Source organism: Arthrobacter oryzae (assembly GCF_030812315.1).
GTDB lineage: Bacteria > Actinomycetota > Actinomycetes > Actinomycetales > Micrococcaceae > Arthrobacter > Arthrobacter oryzae_B.
This window is the reverse complement of the sequence record NZ_JAUSSM010000006.1, coordinates 280416-303182: the sequence shown is the minus strand read 5'-3', so window position 1 is coordinate 303182 and position 22767 is coordinate 280416. Positions and strand designations below refer to the sequence as shown.

Sequence of the window (22767 nt, the reverse complement as noted above, 5' to 3'; positions counted from 1 at the left end):
GATTGGGGATGCCGTTGCTGGAGCGCGGTTGCCTGGCGGAGCTGTCCACTCCGCGGAGCGCTGACAGGTTGAGCGAACGCGGTTTAGGCGAACGACTTGATACTGATTCCGGCGTCGGAAAGCGCAGCCTTGACTGCAACAGCCATGGCAACGGCCCCGGGGGAATCGCCGTGGACGCAGATACTGTCTGCATTGACTTTCAGGATGGAGCCGTCCACGGCGCGGATGGCGGAGTCGGTGGCCATGCGCAGGACGTGTTCGGCCACCTCGGCCGGGTCATGCAGGACGGCTCCGGGGAGCGAGCGGGAGACGAGGGTGCCGTCCGGGTTGTAGGCGCGGTCCGCGAAGGCTTCGGAAACTCCGCGGAGCCCTGCGGCCTCTGCGAGGCGCAGCACCTCCGAGCCGGGCAGGCCAAGGATGGGCAGACCGGGATCGACCGACTTGACGGCGTCGACGACGGCGCGCGCCTGGGCGGTGTGGGAAACAATCGCGTTGTACAGGCCGCCGTGCGGCTTGACGTAGCGGACTCGGCCGCCTTCGGTGGCGGCCAGCGCCTGCAGCGCGCCGATCTGGTAGACCACCTCGTCCGCAAGTTCGTTCGGATCCACGTCCATGAAGCGGCGGCCGAAGCCGGCGAGGTCGCGGTAGCCCACGTGGGCACCGATCGTGACTCCGGCTCCCACAGCTTCGCGGCAGGTGCGGCGGATAACTGTGGGATCACCCGCGTGGAATCCGCAGGCCACGTTGGCGCTGGACACGGACTGAAACATCGCCGTGTCATCGCCCAGGCTCCAGCGGCCGAAGGATTCGCCTACGTCGCTGTTCAGGTCCATGCTAACCATTGTGATCCTCGTCTCATTGATTTACTCCTACTAGGATGCACCAAATTTAGCGATTGTTCAACAATCCTTCGATTCAGCGATGTGACGATCGTGTAAATTCTGGAGTATGGCCACTTCAGAAGCAGCGAACCGAGGCACCTCCCCCGCAGCCGCGAGGCTTCGCGTTGCCGTGCCCTCAGTAGCCGACCGGGTGGCTGACGAGCTGCGCTTGCAGCTGGCTGAAGGGGTCCTGCTCCCGGGCGCACGCCTGACCGAATCCACGATTGCCGAGGATCTTGGCGTCTCGCGCAACACGGTCCGCGAGGCGTTTGCCGAGCTCGCCAGCGAACGGCTGGTGGTCCGGCACCCCAACCGCGGGGTTTTTGTGGCGAGCCTGGAAGCCGGCGATATCCACGATGTCTACACCGTTCGCCGTGTCATCGAAGTCAGCGCCATCCGCGGCGGGGGCACCCCCGAGGCTGTGGCCGCTGTCCGGGAAGCGGTGGAGGAAGGCAAGGTCGCGGCCGCCGCAAACGACGACGAGGGGCTGGGCACCGCGAACCAGCACTTCCACAAGGCGATCGTTGCCTTGGCGGGGAGCCGCCGGCTGAACACCATCATGGCCCAGGTCCTGGCCGAGATGCGACTGTTCTTCCACAAGGCCACGATGGATGCGCACTTCTACAGCGGGTACCTCAAAGGCAACGAGGAGATCTGCGTGGCCCTGGAAGCCGGTGAGCCGGACCGCGCCGCCGAGCTCCTGCTTGCCTATCTGGACCGGTCCGAGGAGAAGCAGGCCGAAGTCCACGGGGAGTAGGGCGCCGGCGCAGGCGCCGCCGAGCTGTCCGGTGATGCATTGAGGGCGCGCCGCGTCACACAGCCTTGAGCGGTTGACACTTTGTAAGTCCGGTCACATACTTGGTGGAAACGATTCCATGGAAACGATTCCACCAAGTATGTGATGCGAGAGGCGGGGAAGTGACTGGACCATCCATCACCATCAAGGACGTGGCCGCATTGGCCGGCGTTTCCCCCGCCACTGCGTCCAGGGTGTTGTCCGGAAACCCGGCCACTTCCGCGGAATCCAGGCAGAGGGTCGCGGCCGCCGTGGCCCAGCTGGACTTTCATCCCAACGCCCAGGCCCGCGCACTCCGGTCCACAAAGACCAACGTCATCGGGCTCCTTCTTTCAGACGTCCGCAACCCATTCTTCGCGGATCTGGCGCACGCCGCCGAGCAGGCTGCCCTGGCGGAAGGTCTTGTCACGCTGCTGGGAAATGCCAACGAAAGCATCCCGCAGCAGGACCGGTACCTGGAAACCTTCATTTCGCAGCGCGTGGACGGCGTGATCGCCGCTCCGCAGGGCGAAGGGAGTTCCAGCCTTCACGCCTTGCTTGAGCGGGGTATCCCCACGGTCTTCGTCGACCGGACGGTAAACGGCATTGACGTCCCGAGCGTGACGACAGACAGTGACTCCGGCATCCGCCAGGCCGTTGAGCATCTCGCCCGGCTGGGTCACGAACGCGTCGGCTACATCGCCGGACCCCAGACCACGTCCACAGGACGGGACCGGCTCAAGTCCTTCTCGCGGGCAGCACGCGACTTTGGCCTCAGCAGTGACCCCGCCCTAACGTATTTCGGGGACTTCCAGTCCGCCAGCGGCTCGGCCGGCGCGCATCACCTGCTGGGCCTCGCGCAGCCGCCCACCGCGCTGCTGGCAGCGGACAGCCCGATGGCTGTCGGGGCGTTGGCAACGCTGAACCGCAAGGGGCTGCGCATCGGCCGGGACATCGCCCTCATTGCGTTCGACGACATCGAGTGGTTTTCCCTGCTGGATCCGCCCCTTACCGTCATCTCACACGATGTGGAGGCGATGGGCCGCGCAGCGGTTGGCCTGCTCCTCGAGGTCATTGACGGTCGAAAGCCGGAATCAGTCGTTCTGCCGAGCGAACTGATTGTCCGCGCCTCCTCGGGCACGCCAGATCCCAGCCTTGGGCAGCCGTGATAGCGGCGCCCCTCCAATCCGTCCCCCCGATTTGCGGCTTGGGGCACCGTTCCATACCACCGAAGGAGCAGGTCCAATGAGCACGGTTTTTGTGGTCGGAAGCCTCAATATCGACCAGAACATCCGCGTCCACTCCCTGCCCCGCGCAGGCGAGACAGTCCGGGGCTCGGATGCAACATTCAGCCCCGGCGGCAAGGGCGGCAACCAGGCCGTCGCGGCGGCCCGGGCCGGCACCGATGTCAGATTCACCGGCGCTGTCGGCGACGACGCCCACGGAAGGCGGATTCTTGAGGTCCTGACCGGGGCCCGCATTGACGCCAGCCACGTCCGGATCATCGGCACCGCCGCGACGGGAACGGCGGTCATCGCGGTCGACGATCAAGGCGAAAACCAGATCATCGTCAGTCCGGGGGCGAACTCCGCCCTCACTGCCGGCGACGTCGACGCGGGACTCGCCGCCGTGCAGGCCGGTGATGTCCTGGTCCTGCAGTTGGAGATTCCGGCCGCACTGGTCCGGCAGGCCGCACGAATCGCGAAGAGCCGCGGGGCGTTCGTCATCCTCAACGCTGCACCGGCCCCAGAGCAGATCGACGGCCTGCTCGACGACGTCGACCTCCTCGTGGTGAACGAACAGGAAATCCAAGTCCTGGCCGGTCTCGCGGGGGTGCCCGGGAGCCACCGGGAACTGGTCCGGACACTCGCCCCGGTTTTCGGGACCGACATTGTCTGCACCGCCGGGGCGGAAGGATCCTTTACGGTCGTCGACGGCAACTTTGTGCACGTTCCGGCGACGAAAGTGGCCGCCAAGGACACCACCGGAGCCGGCGACACATTTGTTGGATACCTCGCCTCATGTCTGGCCGGCAGCCCGCGGGAGCTGCGTGCCGCAATGATCTACGCTACTCGCGCTTCTGCTCTCGCAGTCATGCGCATTGGCGCCATGGAATCGATTCCATGGCAGCGGGAGCTACCGGCGTCCGCGCCCTCCCCCGCAATGCCCAGCCTCGTTGTTCCGAACTAAGGAGACCCATGAAAATCGCACTCGGAAACGATCACGCCGGATTCCCCCTGAAGGCGTTTGTCCAGTCCGTCCTGGAAGACCTCGGCCATGAGGTCATGGACTGCGGCGCGCCCAGCGAGGCACCGGTCGACTTCCCGGACATCACCCGCGCCACCTGCGATCTCGTCAGGTCCGGCGAGGCGGAGCGGGCCGTGCTGGTCTGCGGGACCGGCGTCGGCGCCGTCATGGCTGCCAACAAGATCCCGGGCATCCGCTGCGCCCTGGGCCATGACGTCTACTCCGCCCACCAGAGCGTGGAACACGACGACGCGAACACCATAGCCATGGGTGCCTGGCTGATCGGCAGGGCCACGGCGAAGGAAGTCCTCGAATCATTCCTTAGCGCCAAATTCGACAACGACGAGGACACCATCCGGCGGGTCCGGAAGCTGCGCGAAATGGAGCTCGAAGGGGCCAGGGAACTGGCCGCCGAAGTCTGACACGGCCTGTGTTGCACACAAGACATTCAACCTGCCTTCGGCTCACCGACCAAGGCTATTCAGCAATATCAAAGGAGATATAGACCATGACGGCAGAAATCACGGATCGGCCGCGCCAGGCGGCCCACGGTTCACCTGGAAAGATCAAGACAGCCATGGCTTCGGCCGCCGGCACATGCGTGGAAAACTACGACTTTGTGGCATACGGTACGGCCGCGGCCCTGTACTTCGGCAAGGTCTTCTTCCCCAACACGGACCCCGTCGTCGGAACGCTCCTGGCCTTCGCCACCCTGGCGGTAGGCTTCCTGATGCGACCCATCGGCGGCGCTGTCGGCGGGTACCTCGGCGACAAGTACGGCCGCAAGCCCGTGCTCGTCGGAGCACTTCTGACCATGGGAATCGCAACCGTCCTGATCGGCTGCCTCCCCACCTATGCCCAGGTCGGCATCCTCGCGCCCATCCTGCTGGTCATCATCCGGATGATCCAGGGCCTCGCCTTCGGTGCTGAATGGGGCGGTGCCGTCATGATGACGTTCGAGCACGCACCGTGGAAGAAGCGCGGCCGCTTTGCCGCCATCCCGCAGGCGGGCAACCCGCTGGGCATCACCCTGGCCAACGCCGCGTTCCTCCTCTCCGCCTCCCTGCAGACCGACTGGGCCTGGCGGCTGCCGTTCCTTGCAAGCGCCATCCTGATCGTCGTCGGCCTGGTTGTCCGGATGAAGCTTGAGGAATCCCCCGAGTTCGAACACACCAAGGCCATGGGCGCGATCGTCAAGAACCCGCTGACCACTGTGATCAAGAACGACTGGCGGAACATCCTGCGGGTGATTTCACTGCGGATCGTGGAGAGCTGCGCGTACTACGTCACGGCCACGTACCTGCTGTCCTACATCACCAAGAACAACCCCGACGACCGGGCCATCGGCCTTACCGGCATCGTGATCGCCAGCCTTCTGGCCATCCCGGTCACGCTGATCGCCGGCGCGCTCACCGACCGCATCGGCCGCCGCAAGCTCTACCTCGGCGGAACCATCGCCGTCATTGCCTTCGGCTTCCCGATGTTCCTGCTCAGCAACACCGGCAACCCGTTCCTGATCGTCCTGGCGTTCGTGATCGGCATCGGCGTCATCCACGCGACGTTCACGGGCACGCAGGGCGCCTGGTTCGCGGAACTGTTCCGGACCAACACCCGGACATCCGGTGCCTCCATCGGGTACCAGGTCGCCGCCTCCATTTCCGGATTCGCGCCCTTCCTGGCCGTACTCCTTGCCTCCGTCTTCGGCTGGGCCGGCGGTGCCTCGCTGTACGTCCTGGTGGGTGTCATCGGCCTCATCGGCGTGCTGAACACCCGCGAAACCTGGGGCGCCAAGGAAAAGGCTGAAGTGGACGCCATCATCGCCGGCGAATCGGCCGCTGGCACCGCGGGCGAGCCGGCACGTTCAGCCGCCCACTAGCGGTCCAGCGAATACCCCCGCAGTAAGGAGCGACCCGGGTTGCCTATTGGGGGCAACCCGGGTCGCTTCCGTCCGCCTAGCGCCCGTTCCGGCCCGCCCGGTCCCGCTGCCGCCGGTATGCCCTGACCGACAACCACGCAATGGTGGCAGCAACCGCGGCATAGACGGCGAAATTGAGGTACCTGGAGTATTCCTCAATAAGCCGGTACTGGGCTCCGAGAAGAACGCCGAGGCCGATCAGCAGGCCGTTCCACAGCCCGCTGCCCGCGATCGTGAAAATACTGAACGTGGCCAGATTCATCTTCCCTGCACCGGCAGGGACGGAGATCAGGCTGCGCACTCCCGGGAAGAACCTGCCGAAGAACACCGCGGACCTGCCGTGACGGTGGAACCAGTCCGCCGCCTTTTCAAAGTCCTCCCGGTCCATCAGGGGAAGCCTGGACAGTCCCCTGATGGCGCGTTCAAGCCCGAGCTTGGCGCCCAGCCAGTACAGCAGCAACGCGCCAACGTAGGCGCCGAGCGTGCTGGTGGCAAACACGAGGGCCAGGCTCATGGTTCCCTGCCTGGTGAGGAACCCAGCGAGCGGCAGGATGACCTCGCTCGGGATGGGCGGAATGATTGTTTCAGCAAGCGTGAAGAGTCCCACGCCCCATTCGCCCATTGCGTCGATGCCTCGCGCAGCGAAGCCGGCTATCCCAGTGAGCTCGTCCACGGCAGTTGCGGACATCATGACCGGGCCTGGGCACCGGGGCGGATCCTCATGAAACCGAAGCCTGAGGAGAGCAGCAGCATCCCGCCACCGGACGCGATTAGGTAGCCCGCCACGGCAGCGGTCCCCGTCCCGGCCGGGGCGGAGTCCGGCGGTGCCGCTGTCAGTGCCCGGGCTGATCGGGACGGGGGCGATGCCGAACGTACCGGAGGGCCGGCAAAGGCCGCGGCCGACGCCGGACCGGGGGAAGTTGCTGGGGCCGATGATCCCTGGCCGGCCACGGCTTCCCCGGCAGGCACGCTTCCCGGGTCGGAACCGGTGTCAATGGGTTGCATTTCCGCGGGTCCTGCGCCACCCGGCACTGGTCCGGGGCTGGCAGGGTTAGCCGGAGAAGGTGCCGACGACGTGGGCGCCGGGGAAGGCGGGCCGCCTTTCACGCAGAACCCGCCGGCGGCAGCCGGAACCTGCTTGTCCGGGCACAGCGCGGCGCTTGCGGGCACCGCCAAAGCCAGCAGACCGGCGGCTACGACGGACAGCACCGCGAGGACGCAGAGAACCAGTCGACCATTGCACATGCCATCCAACGCTACCCTCTGGAGCGGATTCCGGCCTGCTGACAGACAGCCAGGCCCTAGCGCCGGGCGGTGAAACGGGCCGGCGCGGCGCCGCCGTCGGCCAGGTCCGCAAGCAACCGGCCCACCGACGGAGTGAACTTGAAACCGTGCCCGGAGAAGCCGGCGCCGACCACAACCGGACCAAAGCGGTCCAGCACGAAGTCCTCGTTGGCTGTGCTGGTATACGTGCAGCTGATCGGAACAGCCGACGCCGGATCAACGCCCGGAAGCCACTCACGGACGTACCGCGCCAGCGCGTCCAGCTGGACAGGTTCAGGCGTGAAGCTGCGGGCGTCGGGGTCTGTCACCGGCCCCACGCCGTGCCAGCCGGCCTTGATCCCCTCGCCCGGAGTGAGCATTCCATAGACCGGGCTGTACCAGTAGGCGTCCCGCGGATCGTCCGGGTCAGGGTTGTGGTTGAAGCTGGGCCAGACCAGCGCGTCATCCAGCGGAGTGAAGTGCGCGGGCTGCTCCTGGGTCACCACGAGGCCCGGAAGCCGGACCAGGTTCCCGACAAGCTTGCTGGTCCACGCGCCGGCGGTGACCACCACGCGGCGCGCGGCAATCTCGGTGGAGTCCGTCACGACGACGGCACGGTCGTCGCCGGCGACGCGGATGTCGCGGACCGGCGTCGAATACTCGAAGCGTGCGCCGTGCGCCTCTGCAGCCTGGCGCAGCGCCACCAGGGCGTCGGCGGCCCGGACACGCCCCGAGCCGGGGACCACCAGGACGTCGCCCCGGAAGTTCATTCCCTGCCAGCGGTCCGCTGCCTCCGACGCCGTGATGAAGTGGCTTTCGATGCCGCGCTCCGCGTGCGCCGAGCGGACGGCCCGCAGCCGGCGAGCGTCGCCGTGGTTCACCAGTCCCACGAGGTCCAGGAGCTGCCTGCCCGATTCGCCGGCGAGTTCGTCCCAGAGGTGCCTGGCCTCGGTGACCAGGTCGAGGTAGTCAGCCTCCGCGTATGCCATGTTGAAATTGCGGGTCGCACCGTGGGAAGCGCCGATGTGATGCCCCTGCTCGAACTGCTCCAGCAGGACAACAGACCGGCCGCGCCTGGCAAGCTGCCATGCGGCAGCAGATCCCATCGCCCCTCCGCCGACCACCACGACGTCAACTTCCACCACAGCTCCACCCAACTCAGTTCCGAAGCCTCCTGTTGAGGCCTTTTGCCGGCTCCTATTCTGCCAATCTGAACGGTGGCCCGGGTCCGTGGGGCCGGATTGACCCCGTTCAGCCCGCGAAAGTCACATCCTTCGTGGCCTCAACCGCGGCAGTCCGCCCCGGAGCAGTGTGATACTTCCAGTAGAGGTTCGTGTGCGCGATGACCTTGTCCGGCGGCGGAGCGCCCCACTCGCTTTGGTCCTCCGTTGTGTGCGCGTCACCAACGAGTGTCACGTCGTAGCCGCGGACAAATGCCCCGTGGATCGTGGACCGGATGCATTCATCCGTCTGTGCGCCGGCCACAATCAGGCGTCCGATCCCCGCCGTTCTGGACGTCGATCACCATCAAGGCGGTGTTGGGTCGATCTGACAGTTTGGTCATGACGAGCTCCTCTGCGCATGACACGGATCCCGGTATGGCATTCCGTCGCATGCATTTTACTTGGGCTTAACTTGATCAGTCTTGTGAGGGTACAAGGAACCCCGACAGACTTTAAGCACTTGATGAACCGATCAACTCTGATCGTTCGACCAGACCAGCGGAAGATGTTCGCAGAGATGCGCTCGGCCTGTTTGCTGCGCAGCCGCCGGCGGACAGGTTCCGCCGACCGGAAGGATTAGTTATGGCCGGCAAGTTTGAAGTTTTCGTTGACACAGAGGCCCAGTACCGGTTCCGGCTCACCGCTCCGGATGGATCAGAACTGGCCGTATCGGGTGCGTTCAGCAACAAAGCGGCGGCAGTGGCAGGCATCGAGGCGGTCCGCGAATGCGCGGGAATGGGGCTGATTAGCGACCTCTGCCCGGACGGCACCCCTGTTCCGGCACCGGCTGCTGCTGTCCCGGCCCCGGTCCCGGCGGCCTGCGAAGCGCGACGGACGCCGGTTGACGGCTACCGCAAGCACGCCACGACACGCCGGGCCGCGGCTGCGCCGCACTGGTCGGGCGCCGCCTAGGAAGCGCGGCCCGGGAGGCGCGGCCTAGGAAGCTCCGGGGCGCTGCCGCAGTATTCCGACGCCCGATGACGTCAGGAGCATGATTCCGGCGAACGCCAGCAGGTATCCGGCCACCGTCATTGTCGTCCCGGGTGGCCCGTGCTGCCGTGCGGCCATCCCGGCGGCCGGGCGGGCGGAGGAGCCGTCGCCTGATGGTGCGGGGACCTGCTGCGCGGGCAGGGCAGGGGACGCGGACGACGGCGTGACCGCCGTGGTGCCGGCGGCTCCCGGATCGTTTGGACTATTTTCCGGCGCCTGGATTCCGGACGCCGATGGCATGACCTCCACCGACGTGGCGTCTGGGTCGGGCTGGCCCGGAACAGAGCCGCCCGGGGCGGGAGCCGGCGTCGCCGTTTCCGTGGGCGAGGGAGCCGGCGACACCGTAGGCGACGGCACCGGCGTCGTCGGTCGAGGGATCAGAGGGGTCAGCGGGACGCAAACCCCGCCTCCGCCGACCGGGACCTGGCCGGCGGGGCACGGCTCCGCCGCTGCCGTCGCCGCGATCGTCAACCCACTGACGACGACGACGGACCACAGCCCCAGAATGCCCAAAACTTTCCGTCCGGTGCCCACGCCGTACAACGCCACCCAACAGTAGGCGGAATTCCGCGCACCCTCAGCCGTGGCTTCCTAAAGGCAGGGCCCATCCGGGCGCACCTGACCGGAAGACGGAAACGTGGTAGGCAAGAGGGGGCAGCACCGGCAAACACGCCGTGCACGGAAGGACTACCTTGGCAGAAGATTCGAACAGCGGCGAGCCGGACGCGAGGAACCGGTTCACGTCACGGATCCTGCGAGGCGGCACCGAGCCCGATCCGCGGTTCACCCTGGCGAACGAGCGCACCTTCCTTGCCTGGATCCGGACGTCGCTGGCCCTGCTTGCCGGCGGCGTCGCTGTCGAGGCGTTTATGGCCGATCTCCTGGGGCCAGAACTGCGCAAGACCATAGCGGTGCTGCTGCTCGTCCTGGCGCTTGTGATTGGCGGCGGCTCCTTCTTCCGTTGGTTGAACGTGGAACGTGCCATGCGGTCAAAAACCCCGCTGCCGCTCCCCCTCATCGCCCCGGTCCTGGCCATCGGCGGAGCGCTCGTAGCCGCCATCATGGTGGTGTTCGTCATCGCCCGGCCGGCCTAAGCGTGTCGGCCCCCCGCGATGCCGCCCGGCACGGCGATTCCGGCCTGCAGCCGGAACGCACCGACCTGGCCTGGAGCCGCACCACCATGGCAATGGTGGTCGCGGCAGCGGTCTTTCTGCGCTGGCTGCCCCATCACGGCTGGTTCGTCGGTACGCTCGTCGGGGGCGCCGTCATCGCTGCCCTGGCCATCAACCTCACGCAAAAACGCCGGTTCCACAAGGCCGTCCGGGGAATCAACCAGGAAGCCATGCCCCCGAACACCAGGGCGACGGCGGCAGTCGCCGCCAGCGTGGTCATCCTCGCCGTTCTGGGGATCTACACGGTCCTGTTCCTGCCGCTACAGCCATGACAGCTGTGATGCCGTGCAATCAGAAAAGAGGCAGCTGGCCATCCGCTGACCCGTCAGCGTCGGGCAGACCCCACTCCGGCAGGGTCGTTCCCAGCAGGTTTTTGAGGTCCGGAAGCAGCTCGCCAATGCACGTCTGACCCTCCAGGACGGGGATCACCACCGTGTTTGCACTGCCGCCGGTGCTTGAATCTGCCACTGGGTGAGTTTACGGCAGTGCACCGACGGCGGCGCGGTTCGACACTCTGCCGGCGGGCCGGGCGCACGGCTTCTGCGCGACGATTCTGGTGCTCCTAGGACGTCCGCCGTGGCGTGAATGCCCGGGTGAGTGCATCCCTGACAGCGCGAACGCTTTCCTTTTCGAGCGCCGCGGCACGCGCGATCGCGACAATGCTTCGATAGGAGTTGCCGGGAAGTGTGGCAGTGGGGCTGTCCGTGGGTCGCAGCCCCATCATGAGAGGAGTTGCGAGAGTAATGCCCACTCCGGATTCTGCGATGGAAATTGAGACGGCCGTGTCTGTGACTGTGTGTTGGACTTTTGGTTCGATTCCTGCCCGGGCGCAAGCAAAACGGCATGCCGTCCCGTAGTACGTCTCAAGGGGCGGAAGGACCGACGGATCTCCGCCGGTTTCCCTCGGAACGCTAGCAGCTCGGCCCTGGCCTCACTTGGGAACAGTGGTGAAAGGAGTGGGCCCCGCGTTTGGACCATGGCCCTGAAGCGGACCATGCGGCCATTATTTCCCGGGAGGAGCAGCCGGACAACGGTGCTCCACCGAGGCATGCTACCCAGGGCGGACAAGTGCTACGGGTTTACCCGAGGTGTGCCGCGTTCCGGTTTTCCGGCAGATCCGGCAGATCCGGCAGATCCGGCTGTCCGGCAGCCCGACGAAGCGCCAGGATGCGGTGGATCCCTGTGTGGTCGAGAGCGCCATCGCCTTGGGCCACCATCTCGCCAAACAGCTCGGTTACGGTACTGCTCAGCGGTAGTTCGAGGCCTTCTGCTGTTGCCGCGTCGAGCACGAAGCGGAGGTCTTTGAGCTGGTTCCGGGCGCTTCCGCCGCCGGTGAAGTCGTTGCTCAGCCACCTTTGCCCTTTCTGCCTGAGGACGGCGGAATCGGCCAGCCCGCCCTGCAGCAGCTCAAGCATCACGGCAACGTCCAGGCCCCCGCTGCGCGCCAGGAGCATCGCCTCGGAAACGGCGGTCACGGTGGCGGCAACCACGATCTGGTTGCAGGCCTTGGCGAGTTCTCCTGATCCGCTGGGGCCCATGTACCGCACTGTGGTGCCCATGCTCCGGAATGCGGGTTCCGCGGACTGCGCCGCCTGCTCGTCTCCGCCAACCATGATGCTGAGCGATCCCGCTTCTGCGCCGGCGCTGCCGCCGCTGACCGGCGCGTCAAGGACCCTGACCCCGTACTCGTGAAGCATCCGCTCTGCAAAGGCCGCGACGGCGATCGGCGAGACTGTCCCGTGCACAACCAGGGTCGGCCCGGCAATGGCCTTGGCTGCCCACCCGGCCAGCAAACCGTCCGGTCCCGGCAGCAGCGACTCAACCTGGTCCAGGTCCGGCAGGACCGTGAGGACCATGCCGGCCGCGGCATCGGCCGGTGATGCGGCGGCCCGCGCACCCAGCGCAACGAGGGGTTCCGCCTTCGCGGACGTCCGGTTCCAGACGATGAGATTGCCGTCGAAGGCCAGAAGCCGGCGCGCCATGGGCCCGCCCATGGGTCCGAGTCCCAGAAGGGCGAGCGAGGGTCGGTTGGTTTCCGTCATTTTCAGGTCCTTTAGTTGGAGGCCGCCGCTGGCTGCGCGGCAGGGCCGGCGGGGCCGGCCACCGGCATCCCAGGAGCGAAACAAGGGGTGGAACCGGTACACTTTTTGTACCACATGAGCTGACGCGGTGTAAATCGCCTGCCATCACACGCGCACATGCGCAGGAACCACCAGCAGGCCCGCGGCCGCTTAGGAGCGGGAACAGCCGAACTGCCTACGTGCGCCGCTTCGGCCGCGCCACACTGGAGCGTTCGACCAGTTCGGCGTCGACTCTGATGACCGTGGACTTCCCGGAGGTCTTCCCACTTGCATTGGCCAGGGCAAGCTGCACAGAGTGCCGGGCCAGCAGGTCGATGGGCTGCCGGACAATCGTCAGCGGTGGAGTGACGAGCTCTGTCCAGGGCGAATCCTCGAACACAATCACCGACAGCTCGTCGGGAATCGACACCCCAGCATGGGAAAGGCGGCGGAGCACCGCCGTCACTTGGGCGGTATTGGCCACCACAAGAGCTGTGGGCGGATCCTCGAGGTTGAGCAGCGCCGTCGTAGCGTCTCCGCCGGCGGCTCCCCGGAAGGCTGCGGAGCGGATGAGCAGATCGTCCTGCTCCAATCCGGCCGCTTCCAGGGCTTCACGGTAGCCGGCGATCCTGTCCCGGCCCGTTGTCGATGAGGCCGGGCCCGAGATGATCGCAATGCGGCGGTGCCCGTGCGCAGCCAGCAGGGCGGTGGCCGAGCGCGCAGACTCGGTGTTGTTGATGGTCACGACGTCGACCGCCGGCAGCGCCGGGATTGAACGGTCAACGAACACCACATCGGTCCCCAGGTCCTGCAGCTTCTTCCAGATGTCCAGGTTGTTTCCCGTGGGAGTGGCGATGATGCCGCTGACCCTGCGCTCAATAAGCGTGGAGAGGCGCTCCGATTCCAGCTGGTCATCCTCCTGTGTCGTCATGAGCAACACCTGGATTCCGCGCGAATGCGCTTCCTGAACCACCTGGTCTGCCAGCCGGGCAAAGAAGGGATTGGAGACGTCCGCCAGGAGCAGACCGAGCGTGGTGGGCGGGCCGTGCTTCAGCTCCCTGGCCGCAGTGCGGGGGTGGTAACCGAGCGTTGTCATCACGTCGTTTACCCGGCCCCGGGTTGCCGCCGCTACGGGGCCGGAGCCCGGATTGAGGACCCGGGAGACGACGGCGACAGACACCCCCGCAGCCGCGGCAACATCGCGTATGGTCGGCTGCTTCTGCACGTGTACTCCTTAATCGGCTACTGCGGCTCTCCGGAACATCCGGGGGAACTTTTTCAGACTAGGGTATTGACCTCGCCGAGCAGGTATGACATAAAAGTGTAACCGGTTCCATTATGTTTACTTCGGAGCCGGTTGTCTACCGCAGCACCGCCCGGGTTTGAGGCAACACACCTCAGCCAGCCACCTGAGCGTCCCTTCACGGCAACGTTGCGGCGGACCCCATGCTTTCCGACGGCCGTCCACGATGGACGAAGCCGCACCCATTGAAAGGTAGTTATGAACCTCCACAAACTCCTGACCGAACGCGAGGCCCAAGGCAAGCCGATCCGTGTGGGCCTGATCGGCGCCGGCCGCTTTGGCACGATGTACCTGGCCCAGGCGCGCAACATCCCCGGCATCCACGTCGTGGCCATCGCAGACATCAACACCGACCGGGCCAAGGGCGCCCTGAAACTGGTTGATTGGCCCGAGGAAGCCTTCGCGGCAGACATCGAGTCGGCCATCTCCACGCGTTCAACGGCGATCGTGGCAGATGCTTCCGGGCTCTTCGACGCCGAGCTGGACGTCATCGTGGAAGCCACCGGAAACCCCATCGTCGGGATCAACCATGCTTTGCGCGCCATCCAAACCGGAAAGCACATCATCATGGTGACGGTCGAGGCGGACGCCCTGGCGGGCCCCGCGCTGGCCAAGCGCGCAAAGGAGGCCGGCGTTGTCTATTCACTGGCCTACGGCGACCAGCCCGCGCTCATCTGGGAACTCGTGGACTGGGCCAGGACGTCCGGCTTCGACGTCGTCTGCGCAGGCAAGGGCGCAAAGTACCTCTCGCACTACCACCAGATGAACCCGGACAACGTCTGGGAAAACTGGGAATTCTCCAAGGAACTGACCGACTCCGGCCAGCTCAACCCCTACATGCACACCTCATTCCGCGACGGAACCAAAGCCGCCATCGAAATGGCCGCCGTGGCCAACGCGGCGGGCCTGCGCCCCTCCGATGAGGGACTGACGTTCACTCCCGGCGACGTGGAAGAGATCGCCACGATTTGCCGTCCCGCGGCTGACGACGGCGTGCTCAGCAACGCCGGCAGCGTCGATGTCATGTCCAGCGTCACCCGTGAGGGCGACTGGATCCCCCACAACACCCAGGAAGGCGTGTTCGTGGTCGTGAAGGCGACCAACAATTACGTATCGGGCTGCTTCCAGGAATACCCCTGGCACCCGGACCCCACAGGCCAGTACGCCGCCCTCTACCGTCCCTACCACTACGTGGGCCTGGAGCTCAACGTCTCTATCGCCAACGCCGTACTTCGCGGTGTTGCCACCGGAGCGCCGGAAGGCTTCCACGCGGACGTCGTCGCCTGTGCCAAGAAGGACCTGCATGCCGGCGAGATCCTCGACGGCGAGGGCGGCTTCACTGTCTGGGGCAAGCTGATTTCAGCCGAGAAGTCGGTCCGGGACCGCGCCCTTCCCGTCGCCATGGCCCACCACGTCAAGCTCGTCAACGACGTGCCTGAGGGCGGCATCGTCGGCTGGGACGACGTCGAAATCGACACCTCCCTCGAAGAAGCCCTGAAGCTGCGGCGCGAGACGGAAGCACTTGCGCTCGACTCGGTTCCGTCGGCATGATCGACCGGCGCACCTTCCTGGGGGCTGCGGCCGCAAGCATGGTGCTGGCCGGATGCGGTGCCAGCCCGGGCGTTGATCCCAACCGTGCAGCCTCCGCCGGCGGAACGCTGAAATTCGGCAGCTGGCAGTGGCTCGAGCCGGGCCGCGGCGAGGCCATGTGGAAGGCCATCCAGGCCTACCAGAAGGTCAACCCATCCGCTGTCCTGGCCCAGAGCACCACCCCGTTCCTGTCCTTCGCCGACAAGCTGAACACCGAGCTCGGCGGCAAGGGCGGTCCGGACATCTTCGTTGTGCAGGACGTCAACTTCTATCCGTTGGCCGACGCAGGCATCCTCGCTCCGCTCACCTCGGTGATCTCCTCGCACAAGGGCAGGCCGTTCAACCACACGAACGAGTCCGGGCTGGTCAACGGGGTGCAGTACGGCATCACGTGGGAACGGCTGAACTGGAACTTCTTCTGGAACCGCAACATCCTCGCGAAGGCCAACGTGACCCCGCCGACGAACGTCGGGGAACTGATCTCCGCCGCTGGCCAGATCCGTTCCGCGACAGGCCTGGACGGTTTCGGTGTCCGGCACCAGATGACTGAATTCGATTCCTGGTTCATGGACTTCGACGTCTGGACCTATGGGTTCGGCGGTTCCTGGTCGGACGGTTCACGGCCCACAATCGACACTCCGGAGAACATCGCCGGCGTCGAAGCGTTCGGTGAAATCTACCGCTCCGGCGCCATGCCGATCGGCGACGACGCGTCGACCATGCGCACGAAATTCCGTGAGGGCAGGCTTGGCATGATGATCGACGTCTCCTCCACGGTGGCCGGCATCCTGAGGTCTTCCAAGACTCTCACCTCGGCCGACATCGGGTTTGCCGAACGGATTCCGCTCCCCCGGCCCTCGGCCCACCAGGAGATCGTGCTGGCAGTCAACGGGTACGGCAAGAACAAGAACCTTGCCGTCGACTTCGTCGGCTGGGTGGGCTCGGATGAGGGCCAAACGGCGCTCCGTGCGGCCATGGGCCCGTCCACCCTCGCCACCGATGTCCCGCTGGCAGCCGATTACGCCGCGGCCAACCCCTGGGCCAAAGCGTTCATCGATCTCGCATCGGAGTCACGCAGCCCGCTCATCCGGGGCTACGAGGCCCAGACCAAGGCCATCATGCGGGAAGTCATGACGCAGGTGGAACGCTACCTCGTGGACGGCGGCGACGCTGCCAAGGCACTCGCTACCGCACAGACACAAGTAACTCAGCTGCTTGGCTGAGTAGACCAAGGCAAAGGATCCGGGCAATGTCGCTCAGAACGTCGATCTCCCCGCCCGCTGTGGCACAGAACCAGATACAGGACGCTCCCTCCAGGCACCACATGTGGCAGAGGATCTCCCCCTATGTCTACATCGGCCCCGCGGTCATATATCTGATCATTTTCATGATCATCCCGGTGGTGCAGGGCGTGCAGCTCAGTTTCACCAAGACCCCGCTCGTCAGGCCCGACGGCGGTACCGGCGTGGGGCTGGAGAATTACTCCCGCCTGCTCAGCAGCCCCCAGTTCTACAATTCCCTCGGGGCCACCATCCTCTACACGGCGGCAACGGTCATCTTCGCCGTGGCCATCGGCGGCGGCGCGGCCCTGCTGCTGAACCAGGCGTTCAAGGGACGCACCATCGTGCGGGCAATCATCACCCTGCCTTGGGCCGTCCCCACGGTTGCGACAGCGCTCATCTTTAGCTGGATCTTCAACCGCTCCGACGGAGTACTCAATGAAGTCGTCGGAGTGCTTGGTGTCGGCCAGCAGGGCTGGCTGGTGGACCCGAAGTTCGGCATGGCCGCCGTCGTCCTGACGTCTGTCTGGAAGGTCATGCCCCTGGTCATGCTGGTGGTGCTGGCTTCCCTCCAGTCGATCCCGAGCGAACTGTATGAAGCCACCCGGATGGACGGGGCCGGCGCCCTGGAAACCTTCAAGGCCGTTACCTGGCCCCACATCGCCCCCACTGTCCGCGTGGTCACCCTCCTCATGACGATCTGGTCGATCCGCCGCTTCGAGATCATCTACCTCCTGACCGGAGGCGGACCCGTGGACAGCACCAACACACTGGTGGTCAACGTTTACCGGCAGGCCTTCAGCAACCAGGAACTGGGCCGTGCGGCAGCGATTGGCGCGCTTGGCCTGGTCCTGTCCCTGCTGGTCACGGTTGTCTACTTCATGCTCGAGCGGCGCAACGCCGCAAAGGAGGCCTAGAAATGAGCACGATCGAAGCTCAGCACACCGAACCGCAGGAAGCCCCGCGCAGGCGGCGGCTCAAAGCGCCAGGGTCGCGGAATTTCAGCAAACCCGTCCGCTACCTCATGCTGGCCGCACTCGTGGTCTTCTCGGGATTCCCGCTCTACTGGATGCTGAACACAGCACTGAGCCAGGACTCCGAGCTCTATGGCCAGGCCCAAGGCTGGTGGCCGCATTGGGAACGGCTCGCCGACCTCGGTGACGTCATTGGCACCGTCCCCATCTTCAAATGGCTCACCAACTCCATGGTGATTGCCGGCGGGACGACACTGCTCTCCCTCGTCTTCGCGGTTTTGGCCGGCTACGCACTGTCGCGATTCAAGTTCTACGGCAAAGGCGCCGCCGGGTTCCTGCTCTTCGCCACCCAGATGCTGCCCGAGGCCCTGCTGGTGGTCCCCATCTATGCACTGTTCGCCTCACTGGGACTCCTCAACGGAATGGGCGGCCTGATACTCGCCAACGTCGCCTTCACCATGCCCGTGAGCGTCTGGATCATCAAGGGGGCCATCGATTCCATCCCCTTTGAGATCGAGGAGGCCGCCGCCGTCGACGGTTGCCCGCGTGTCACCATCCTGTCGCTGGTCCTGACCCCGCTGATCCTTCCCAGCGTCGCCGCAGCAGCCGTCATCAACTTCTTCGACGGGTGGAACGAGTTCCTGCTCGCCAAGACATTCATCGCCGAACGCGACCTCTGGCCCGCATCCGTAGGCCTGGCATCCTTCATCGGACAGTACCTGACGTCGTTGAACTCCGTCATGGCGGCCGCCCTGCTCTTCACCCTTCCGGCGTTGGTCTTCTTCCTCCTGGTTCAACGCCGCATCGTCTCGGGCCTCACGGCCGGCTCAGTCAAAGGTTGATCATGACAAAGCTCTCACTACGCAACATCAGCAAGCGCTTCGGGGACACCCGGGTCATCGACGACTTCAGCGCCGAGGTCGACAGCGGGGAATTCCTCGTCCTGCTCGGTGCCTCCGGGTCGGGAAAGTCGACTCTCCTCCGCATCATTGCCGGCCTGACCGATGCCAGCTCCGGGGACGTCATCTTCGACAACCTCCGGGTGAACCGGCAAAGCCCCCGCGAACGCGACGTTGCCTTCGTCTTCCAGTCCTATGCGCTGTACCCGCACCTGACGGTACGGGACAACATCGCATTTCCCCTGGCCCTGGACAAGTTCAAGGGCTGGCACCACATCCCCGGGATCAGCATGGTGGCCCGACGCGTTTTTGGCGCCGGGAAGGACATCAGCGAACGGGTGGCGAAGGTCTCGGCGATGCTCGACCTGGATGAGTACGCAGCACGCAAGCCCGGCGGACTGTCCGGCGGGCAACGTCAGAGAGTCGCGCTGGCCCGGGCCCTGATCCGCAACCCGTCCATGTTCCTGCTGGATGAACCGCTCTCCAACCTTGACGCCAAGCTGCGCGCCGAACTCCGGGGCGAAATCGTCCGGCTGCACCGCCTCACCGGCAAAACCTTCATCTACGTGACCCATGACCAGGTGGAGGCCATGACCATGGCCACCCAGATCGTCATCCTTCATAACGGCGAGGTCCAGCAGCACGCCACCCCGCAGGAGATCTACGCCAAGCCCGCCAACACCTACGTCGCCCGGTTCATCGGCAGCCCGCCCATGAACCTCATGAACGCGACTGTGGAGGACGGATTCCCGACTCTAGGCAACCTGCGGCTCCCTGCACCGGACGGAATCCGGCTTCAGGGCGGAACGGTGACAGCGGGGCTGCGCCCGGAACACCTCACCGTCTCCGCGGATACCGGCGGCCGCGGCCTGCCGGGGACCGTCCGGAGAATCGAAGACCTTGGTGCCGACACCCTGATCGGCGTCCAGCCCGACCCGGCGCTGAACCTGAACATGTGGGAGCTCAACCAGGATGAACTGATCTGGATCCGTCAGGAGGGGCAGACCCGCCTGTTCGCGGGCGATGCCTGCACGATCGAACTCGAAGCCCAGTTCGCCAGCTACTTCAACAGCCGCACCGGCATGAACCTGGCATCATCGGAACAGACCTCGGGCGCCGGAGTGCTGCCTCTGCGCGGCTGACCCGCAACACCGCACCGCATCTTCCCTCACAGACAAGGAACCAGACACCGATGACCATCATCGTCACCGCTGCATTCACGCCCAAAGACGGCGCCTTCGATCAGGTCGCCGCGGCACTCTCCCCCGCTATCGCCGAAGTACACCAGGAGCCGGGCTGCCTGCTCTATGCCATCCATGAATCACCGAACGGCCAGATCCTCATGATTGAAAAATGGGCGTCGGCCGAACTGCTCGATGCCCACGGCGAAGGGGAGGCCGTGAAACGGCTCAACGCGTCCCTCGACGGGCTTCTGGCGAGCCCGGTCGAAGTTACCAGGCTCGTACCGATGCCCGCAGGGACCGCGCTCCAGGGCACGCTGTAATCAAAAGGGGCCGAACGTTAGGACCGGACCCAGTGCGCCTCGGATAGCCCGGCCCCAAAGGGGCCGGGCTAACCGTTACCAAGGTCAGGCAGAAACGCGGTCCGCCAGCCTGGCGGGGGCTGCCTCTGCGGCCGGCACGCCGTCGCCGTCCTGGCCGTACAGCCAGTCGTTGTACTGGAAGTTGTTGTCCTTCCGACTCTTGAAGAGCAGGTTGCGCAGGGTCCGGGCCAGTCCGGAGACGTGCCAGGATTCGCCCCAGATGCGTGCCGTGCGCTGGACCCGGGCGGTGCGGCCGGCACGGAGGTAGTTGAATTCCCGGATGGCGTCGTCCCAGCCTTCGGGGTTGACGCCGTCCGGGGTGAAGACGGTGCCGTTGCTGGCGTCCTGCAGCACGGCCGCGTCCTCGAGCGCCTGGCAGGCGCCCTGGGCGAGGTACTGGAGCATCGGATGCGCGGCGTCGCCCATCAGCACCATCCGGCCGGCCACCCAGTTTTCGATCGGGTCACGGTCGTACATGGGCCAGCGCATGCTGGTGCCCAGGTTCTTGAGCGCTTCCTGGACGGCCGGGACACAATCCTTGTACGCGGCCTCCAGCTCGTCCACTCCCCCGTACTGCTCTTCGCCACGTTCGAAGGAAGAGGACTTGAAGACGGCCACGGTGTTCAGTAGCTCGCCCTTGCGCAGCGGATACTGCACGAGGTGGCAGTCCGGTCCGAGGTAGACGATGACGTCCTCCAGGTCGGCTTTCGGCGTGTTTTCGGTGATCGGCACGGTGCCGCGGTAGGCAACGTAGGCGGAGGAGACCGGCTCGTCGCTGGCCACGAGCGGGCGCAAGGTGGACTTGAGTCCGTCGGCGCCGATCACCACGTCGGCCTCGTAGTCCACACCGGCTGTAGTGTGGGCCACGCCGCGGCCGTTCACTGTTTCCACGCTCTCGACCGAGACGTCGTTGACAAGCTTGACGCCTGCCGCCTCACAGCCTTCGAGCAGGACCCGGTGCAGGTCGCTGCGGTGGATCACGACGTACGGTGCGCCGTAGCGTTCGGCGAATTCCCCGCCGAGCGTCTGCCGGGTGAGCTCCTCGCCGGTGACGGCGTCCCGGAAGACCAGGTGCTTGGGCTGGACACCGATTTCCAGTGCCTTTTCCAGCAGGCCCCAGCGGCGCAGGACGCGGGAGGCGTTGGGGGCCATCTGCAGCCCCGCGCCAACCTCGCCGAATTCGGGGGCCCGTTCCACGAGGGTTACATCGGCGCCATTTTCACGCAGCGCGAGGGCTCCGGCCAGTCCGGCCATTCCCCCTCCGATGACAAGGACATCGGTGGACGTGGCGTGCTCAGACATTGCTTGCTCCTGTTAGTGAAGGTGAGATTGGGAGTTTTGACTTGAGTTTCAGGCCGACGGCGGCCAGCAGCACCGCAGCGATACCGGCTGCCCCGGCGAAGGCCAGGAAGTTGGAATTGACGCCCAGCCCGGCGGCCAGCAGGAGGCCACCCACCTGCGGTGCGACGACGGCGCCGATACGCCCGGTGCCGAGCGCCCAGCCCAATGCAGTCCCCCGCAGGTGTCGGGGATAGTGGCTCGCGACGGCGGCGATGATCAGGCACTGCGTGCCGTGGGTGCCGACGCCGGCGAGGACCAGCATGAAATACACGACGCCGACGGGCGGCCCGATCACGAGTATCACGAGCGCTGCTGCGGCGACGGCGGCAGCGGCGATCGCCGTCGGAATCGGACCGAAGCGGGTGCCAGCCCAGGCCGTGATGACCGAGCCGGCCACCGCCCCGAGGTTGAGGGCCAAGGCGAAGGTCAGGGCGGAGCCCAGGTTGTAGCCGGCCAGCTGCATGAGGTTGGGCAGCCAGGTTCCCAGGCCGTACCAGGCGAAGAGAGTGGCAATTGTCGCCACGGCAAACAGCACACTGACCCCCAGGTAAGGGGCCCGAAGGAGGGAACTGAAGCCGGACGCTTCCTTGACGGCCCGGCCGCTGCTGGCGGTGTTTCCCGGGGCCAGCGTTTCCGGAATGTATTTCAGCCCGAGCGGCACCACGATCACCAAGGCAAGTACGGCCACCAGGAACATCGACTCCCAGCCGAAGGCCGGGATCATCTGAATGCCGGCGAGTGCGGCGATGGAACCGCCGATCGGGACGCCGGACATCATCAGGGTGGCAACGGTGGACCTCCATTTGGCGGGCACCAGCTCGGCCACAAGGGCGTTCGCTGACGGCACCAGGCCGCCGAGGCCGATGCCGGCAAGAAGCCGCAACACGCCAAAGACGGCGGCGTTGGGAGCGAAGGCGCACAGGATGGTGAAGATCGAGAAGATGACGGCGCAGCCCAGGATGGTGCGGCGGCGACCCCATGAGTCGGCCATCCGGCCGGCGAAGATCGCCCCGATCATCATGCCGAGGAAAGCCATGGAACCAATGGTTCCGGCCGTGGCCTTGCTCAGTCCCCAGCCGGTCTCGGAGATCAGCGAGGACTGGACTGTGCCGTAAACGATGAGGTCGTAACCGTCGAAGACCACCAACAGCCAGCAGACCAGAACGGCCAGAGCCGAGGCTTTGGAGAACCGCGGTGCGGTGCCGGGAGTGTCAGCGGCGACGGCCCCGGGTGAAGACCGCCGCGGCTCTGCAGCGGGAAGTGTGTGATTCATCCCACCACTTTCAGGTGAACGCCGGGCGAAGCACCATA

26 protein-coding genes and 1 pseudogene are annotated in these 22767 nt (G+C 65.7%); 15 read left to right on the top strand and 12 right to left on the bottom strand.

The genetic code is table 11. From position 1 onward, the window contains the following. Window positions 1-83 precede the first annotated feature (83 nt). The gene (locus J2S97_RS14360; RefSeq protein ID WP_307050556.1) at window positions 84-842 is read right to left on the bottom strand and encodes a LamB/YcsF family protein; all 759 of its coding nucleotides are present in this window, start codon (window positions 840-842) and stop codon (window positions 84-86) included. 106 nt (window positions 843-948) lie between these two features. Between J2S97_RS14360 and J2S97_RS14355 the strand changes: the two genes are divergently transcribed. From J2S97_RS14355 to J2S97_RS14335, 5 genes are all read left to right on the top strand, one after another. After that, window positions 949-1638, top strand: coding sequence for a GntR family transcriptional regulator (locus tag J2S97_RS14355; RefSeq protein WP_307050554.1), 690 nt, complete (start codon window positions 949-951; stop codon window positions 1636-1638). Between the two features lie 161 nt (window positions 1639-1799). Beyond that, a complete protein-coding gene (locus J2S97_RS14350; RefSeq protein WP_307050552.1) occupies window positions 1800-2825 on the top strand; it encodes a LacI family DNA-binding transcriptional regulator in 1026 nt (341 codons plus the stop codon). 76 nt (window positions 2826-2901) lie between these two features. Continuing rightward, the gene (locus tag J2S97_RS14345; protein WP_307050550.1) at window positions 2902-3846 is read left to right on the top strand and encodes a ribokinase; all 945 of its coding nucleotides are present in this window, start codon (window positions 2902-2904) and stop codon (window positions 3844-3846) included. Window positions 3847-3854: 8 nt separating this feature from the next. Beyond that, on the top strand, window positions 3855-4325 hold the full coding sequence (locus J2S97_RS14340) for an RpiB/LacA/LacB family sugar-phosphate isomerase (protein WP_307050548.1): 471 nt from the start codon (window positions 3855-3857) through the stop codon (window positions 4323-4325). A gap of 86 nt (window positions 4326-4411) precedes the next feature. Beyond that, on the top strand, window positions 4412-5779 hold the full coding sequence (locus J2S97_RS14335) for an MFS transporter (RefSeq protein ID WP_307050546.1): 1368 nt from the start codon (window positions 4412-4414) through the stop codon (window positions 5777-5779). A 76-nt stretch (window positions 5780-5855) separates the two neighbouring features. On the opposite strand, the gene J2S97_RS14330 is transcribed toward J2S97_RS14335, so the two are convergent. The 4 genes from J2S97_RS14330 to J2S97_RS14315 all read right to left on the bottom strand — a co-directional run bounded on the left by J2S97_RS14330 (window position 5856) and on the right by J2S97_RS14315 (window position 8581). Beyond that, window positions 5856-6509: a DedA family protein gene (locus J2S97_RS14330; RefSeq protein WP_307050544.1), complete on the bottom strand. Its 654-nt coding sequence runs from the start codon at window positions 6507-6509 to the stop codon at window positions 5856-5858. Beyond that, window positions 6506-6823: a hypothetical protein gene (locus J2S97_RS14325; protein ID WP_307050542.1), complete on the bottom strand. Its 318-nt coding sequence runs from the start codon at window positions 6821-6823 to the stop codon at window positions 6506-6508. The genes J2S97_RS14330 and J2S97_RS14325 overlap by 4 nt, the downstream gene beginning before the upstream one ends. 296 nt (window positions 6824-7119) lie before the next feature. Continuing rightward, the gene (locus J2S97_RS14320) at window positions 7120-8223 is read right to left on the bottom strand and encodes an FAD-dependent oxidoreductase (RefSeq protein WP_307050540.1); all 1104 of its coding nucleotides are present in this window, start codon (window positions 8221-8223) and stop codon (window positions 7120-7122) included. Window positions 8224-8332: 109 nt separating this feature from the next. Then, entirely contained in the window at window positions 8333-8581 is a 249-nt protein-coding gene (locus J2S97_RS14315; protein ID WP_444875934.1) for an isochorismatase family protein, read from the bottom strand. 305 nt (window positions 8582-8886) lie between these two features. Here J2S97_RS14315 and J2S97_RS14310 point away from each other — a divergent pair, with 305 nt between their 5' ends. Further along, the gene (locus J2S97_RS14310; protein WP_307050538.1) at window positions 8887-9216 is read left to right on the top strand and encodes a YegP family protein; all 330 of its coding nucleotides are present in this window, start codon (window positions 8887-8889) and stop codon (window positions 9214-9216) included. A gap of 24 nt (window positions 9217-9240) precedes the next feature. On the opposite strand, the gene J2S97_RS14305 is transcribed toward J2S97_RS14310, so the two are convergent. Next, a complete protein-coding gene (locus J2S97_RS14305) occupies window positions 9241-9534 on the bottom strand; it encodes a hypothetical protein (protein ID WP_307050536.1) in 294 nt (97 codons plus the stop codon). Between J2S97_RS14305 and J2S97_RS14300 the strand changes: the two genes are divergently transcribed. The 3 genes from J2S97_RS14300 (at window position 9533) to J2S97_RS14290 (ending at window position 10738) form a co-directional block, all read left to right on the top strand. Next, window positions 9533-9853 (top strand): hypothetical protein, encoded by a 321-nt coding sequence (locus J2S97_RS14300; protein WP_307050534.1) that lies wholly within the window; start codon window positions 9533-9535, stop codon window positions 9851-9853. The two genes, J2S97_RS14305 and J2S97_RS14300, sit on opposite strands and share 2 nt — an antisense overlap. Before the next feature lie 133 nt (window positions 9854-9986). Then, window positions 9987-10388: a YidH family protein gene (locus J2S97_RS14295; RefSeq protein WP_307050532.1), complete on the top strand. Its 402-nt coding sequence runs from the start codon at window positions 9987-9989 to the stop codon at window positions 10386-10388. Between the two features lie 2 nt (window positions 10389-10390). Next, window positions 10391-10738: a DUF202 domain-containing protein gene (locus J2S97_RS14290; protein ID WP_307050530.1), complete on the top strand. Its 348-nt coding sequence runs from the start codon at window positions 10391-10393 to the stop codon at window positions 10736-10738. Window positions 10739-10757: 19 nt separating this feature from the next. On the opposite strand, the gene J2S97_RS14285 is transcribed toward J2S97_RS14290, so the two are convergent. From J2S97_RS14285 to J2S97_RS14275, 4 genes and pseudogenes are all read right to left on the bottom strand, one after another. Then, the gene (locus J2S97_RS14285) at window positions 10758-10934 is read right to left on the bottom strand and encodes a hypothetical protein (RefSeq protein ID WP_307050528.1); all 177 of its coding nucleotides are present in this window, start codon (window positions 10932-10934) and stop codon (window positions 10758-10760) included. A gap of 94 nt (window positions 10935-11028) precedes the next feature. After that, a pseudogene (locus tag J2S97_RS24000) lies at window positions 11029-11361 on the bottom strand (LysR substrate-binding domain-containing protein); the annotation flags it as partial. Window positions 11362-11545: 184 nt separating this feature from the next. Continuing rightward, window positions 11546-12508 carry an NAD(P)-dependent oxidoreductase gene (locus J2S97_RS14280; protein ID WP_307050526.1) on the bottom strand — a complete coding sequence of 321 codons (963 nt, stop codon included), beginning with the start codon at window positions 12506-12508 and terminating at the stop codon, window positions 11546-11548. Window positions 12509-12722: 214 nt separating this feature from the next. Continuing rightward, the gene (locus J2S97_RS14275) at window positions 12723-13751 is read right to left on the bottom strand and encodes a substrate-binding domain-containing protein (protein ID WP_307050524.1); all 1029 of its coding nucleotides are present in this window, start codon (window positions 13749-13751) and stop codon (window positions 12723-12725) included. A gap of 276 nt (window positions 13752-14027) precedes the next feature. On the opposite strand from J2S97_RS14275, the gene J2S97_RS14270 reads away from it, so the two are divergent. The 6 genes from J2S97_RS14270 to J2S97_RS14245 are packed head-to-tail and all read left to right on the top strand — an operon-like array spanning window position 14028 to window position 20076. After that, window positions 14028-15380, top strand: a complete 1353-nt coding sequence (locus J2S97_RS14270; protein WP_307050521.1) for an NAD(P)H-dependent oxidoreductase — start codon at window positions 14028-14030, stop codon at window positions 15378-15380. After that, window positions 15377-16642 carry an ABC transporter substrate-binding protein gene (locus J2S97_RS14265; RefSeq protein ID WP_307050519.1) on the top strand — a complete coding sequence of 422 codons (1266 nt, stop codon included), beginning with the start codon at window positions 15377-15379 and terminating at the stop codon, window positions 16640-16642. Before J2S97_RS14270 ends, J2S97_RS14265 begins: the two co-directional genes overlap by 4 nt. A gap of 26 nt (window positions 16643-16668) precedes the next feature. Next, window positions 16669-17616 (top strand): carbohydrate ABC transporter permease, encoded by a 948-nt coding sequence (locus tag J2S97_RS14260; protein WP_307050518.1) that lies wholly within the window; start codon window positions 16669-16671, stop codon window positions 17614-17616. A 2-nt stretch (window positions 17617-17618) separates the two neighbouring features. Beyond that, on the top strand, window positions 17619-18515 hold the full coding sequence (locus J2S97_RS14255) for a carbohydrate ABC transporter permease (RefSeq protein ID WP_307050517.1): 897 nt from the start codon (window positions 17619-17621) through the stop codon (window positions 18513-18515). A 2-nt stretch (window positions 18516-18517) separates the two neighbouring features. Beyond that, window positions 18518-19714 (top strand): ABC transporter ATP-binding protein, encoded by a 1197-nt coding sequence (locus tag J2S97_RS14250; protein WP_307050515.1) that lies wholly within the window; start codon window positions 18518-18520, stop codon window positions 19712-19714. A gap of 50 nt (window positions 19715-19764) precedes the next feature. Next, window positions 19765-20076 (top strand): putative quinol monooxygenase, encoded by a 312-nt coding sequence (locus J2S97_RS14245; RefSeq protein ID WP_307050512.1) that lies wholly within the window; start codon window positions 19765-19767, stop codon window positions 20074-20076. 84 nt (window positions 20077-20160) lie between these two features. Here the strand turns inward: J2S97_RS14245 and J2S97_RS14240 are convergent, their stop codons facing one another. Beyond that, a complete protein-coding gene (locus tag J2S97_RS14240) occupies window positions 20161-21417 on the bottom strand; it encodes an FAD-dependent oxidoreductase (RefSeq protein WP_307050510.1) in 1257 nt (418 codons plus the stop codon). Next, a complete protein-coding gene (locus tag J2S97_RS14235) occupies window positions 21410-22729 on the bottom strand; it encodes an MFS transporter (RefSeq protein WP_307050508.1) in 1320 nt (439 codons plus the stop codon). The genes J2S97_RS14240 and J2S97_RS14235 overlap by 8 nt, the downstream gene beginning before the upstream one ends. Between the last annotated feature and the right edge of the window lie 38 nt (window positions 22730-22767).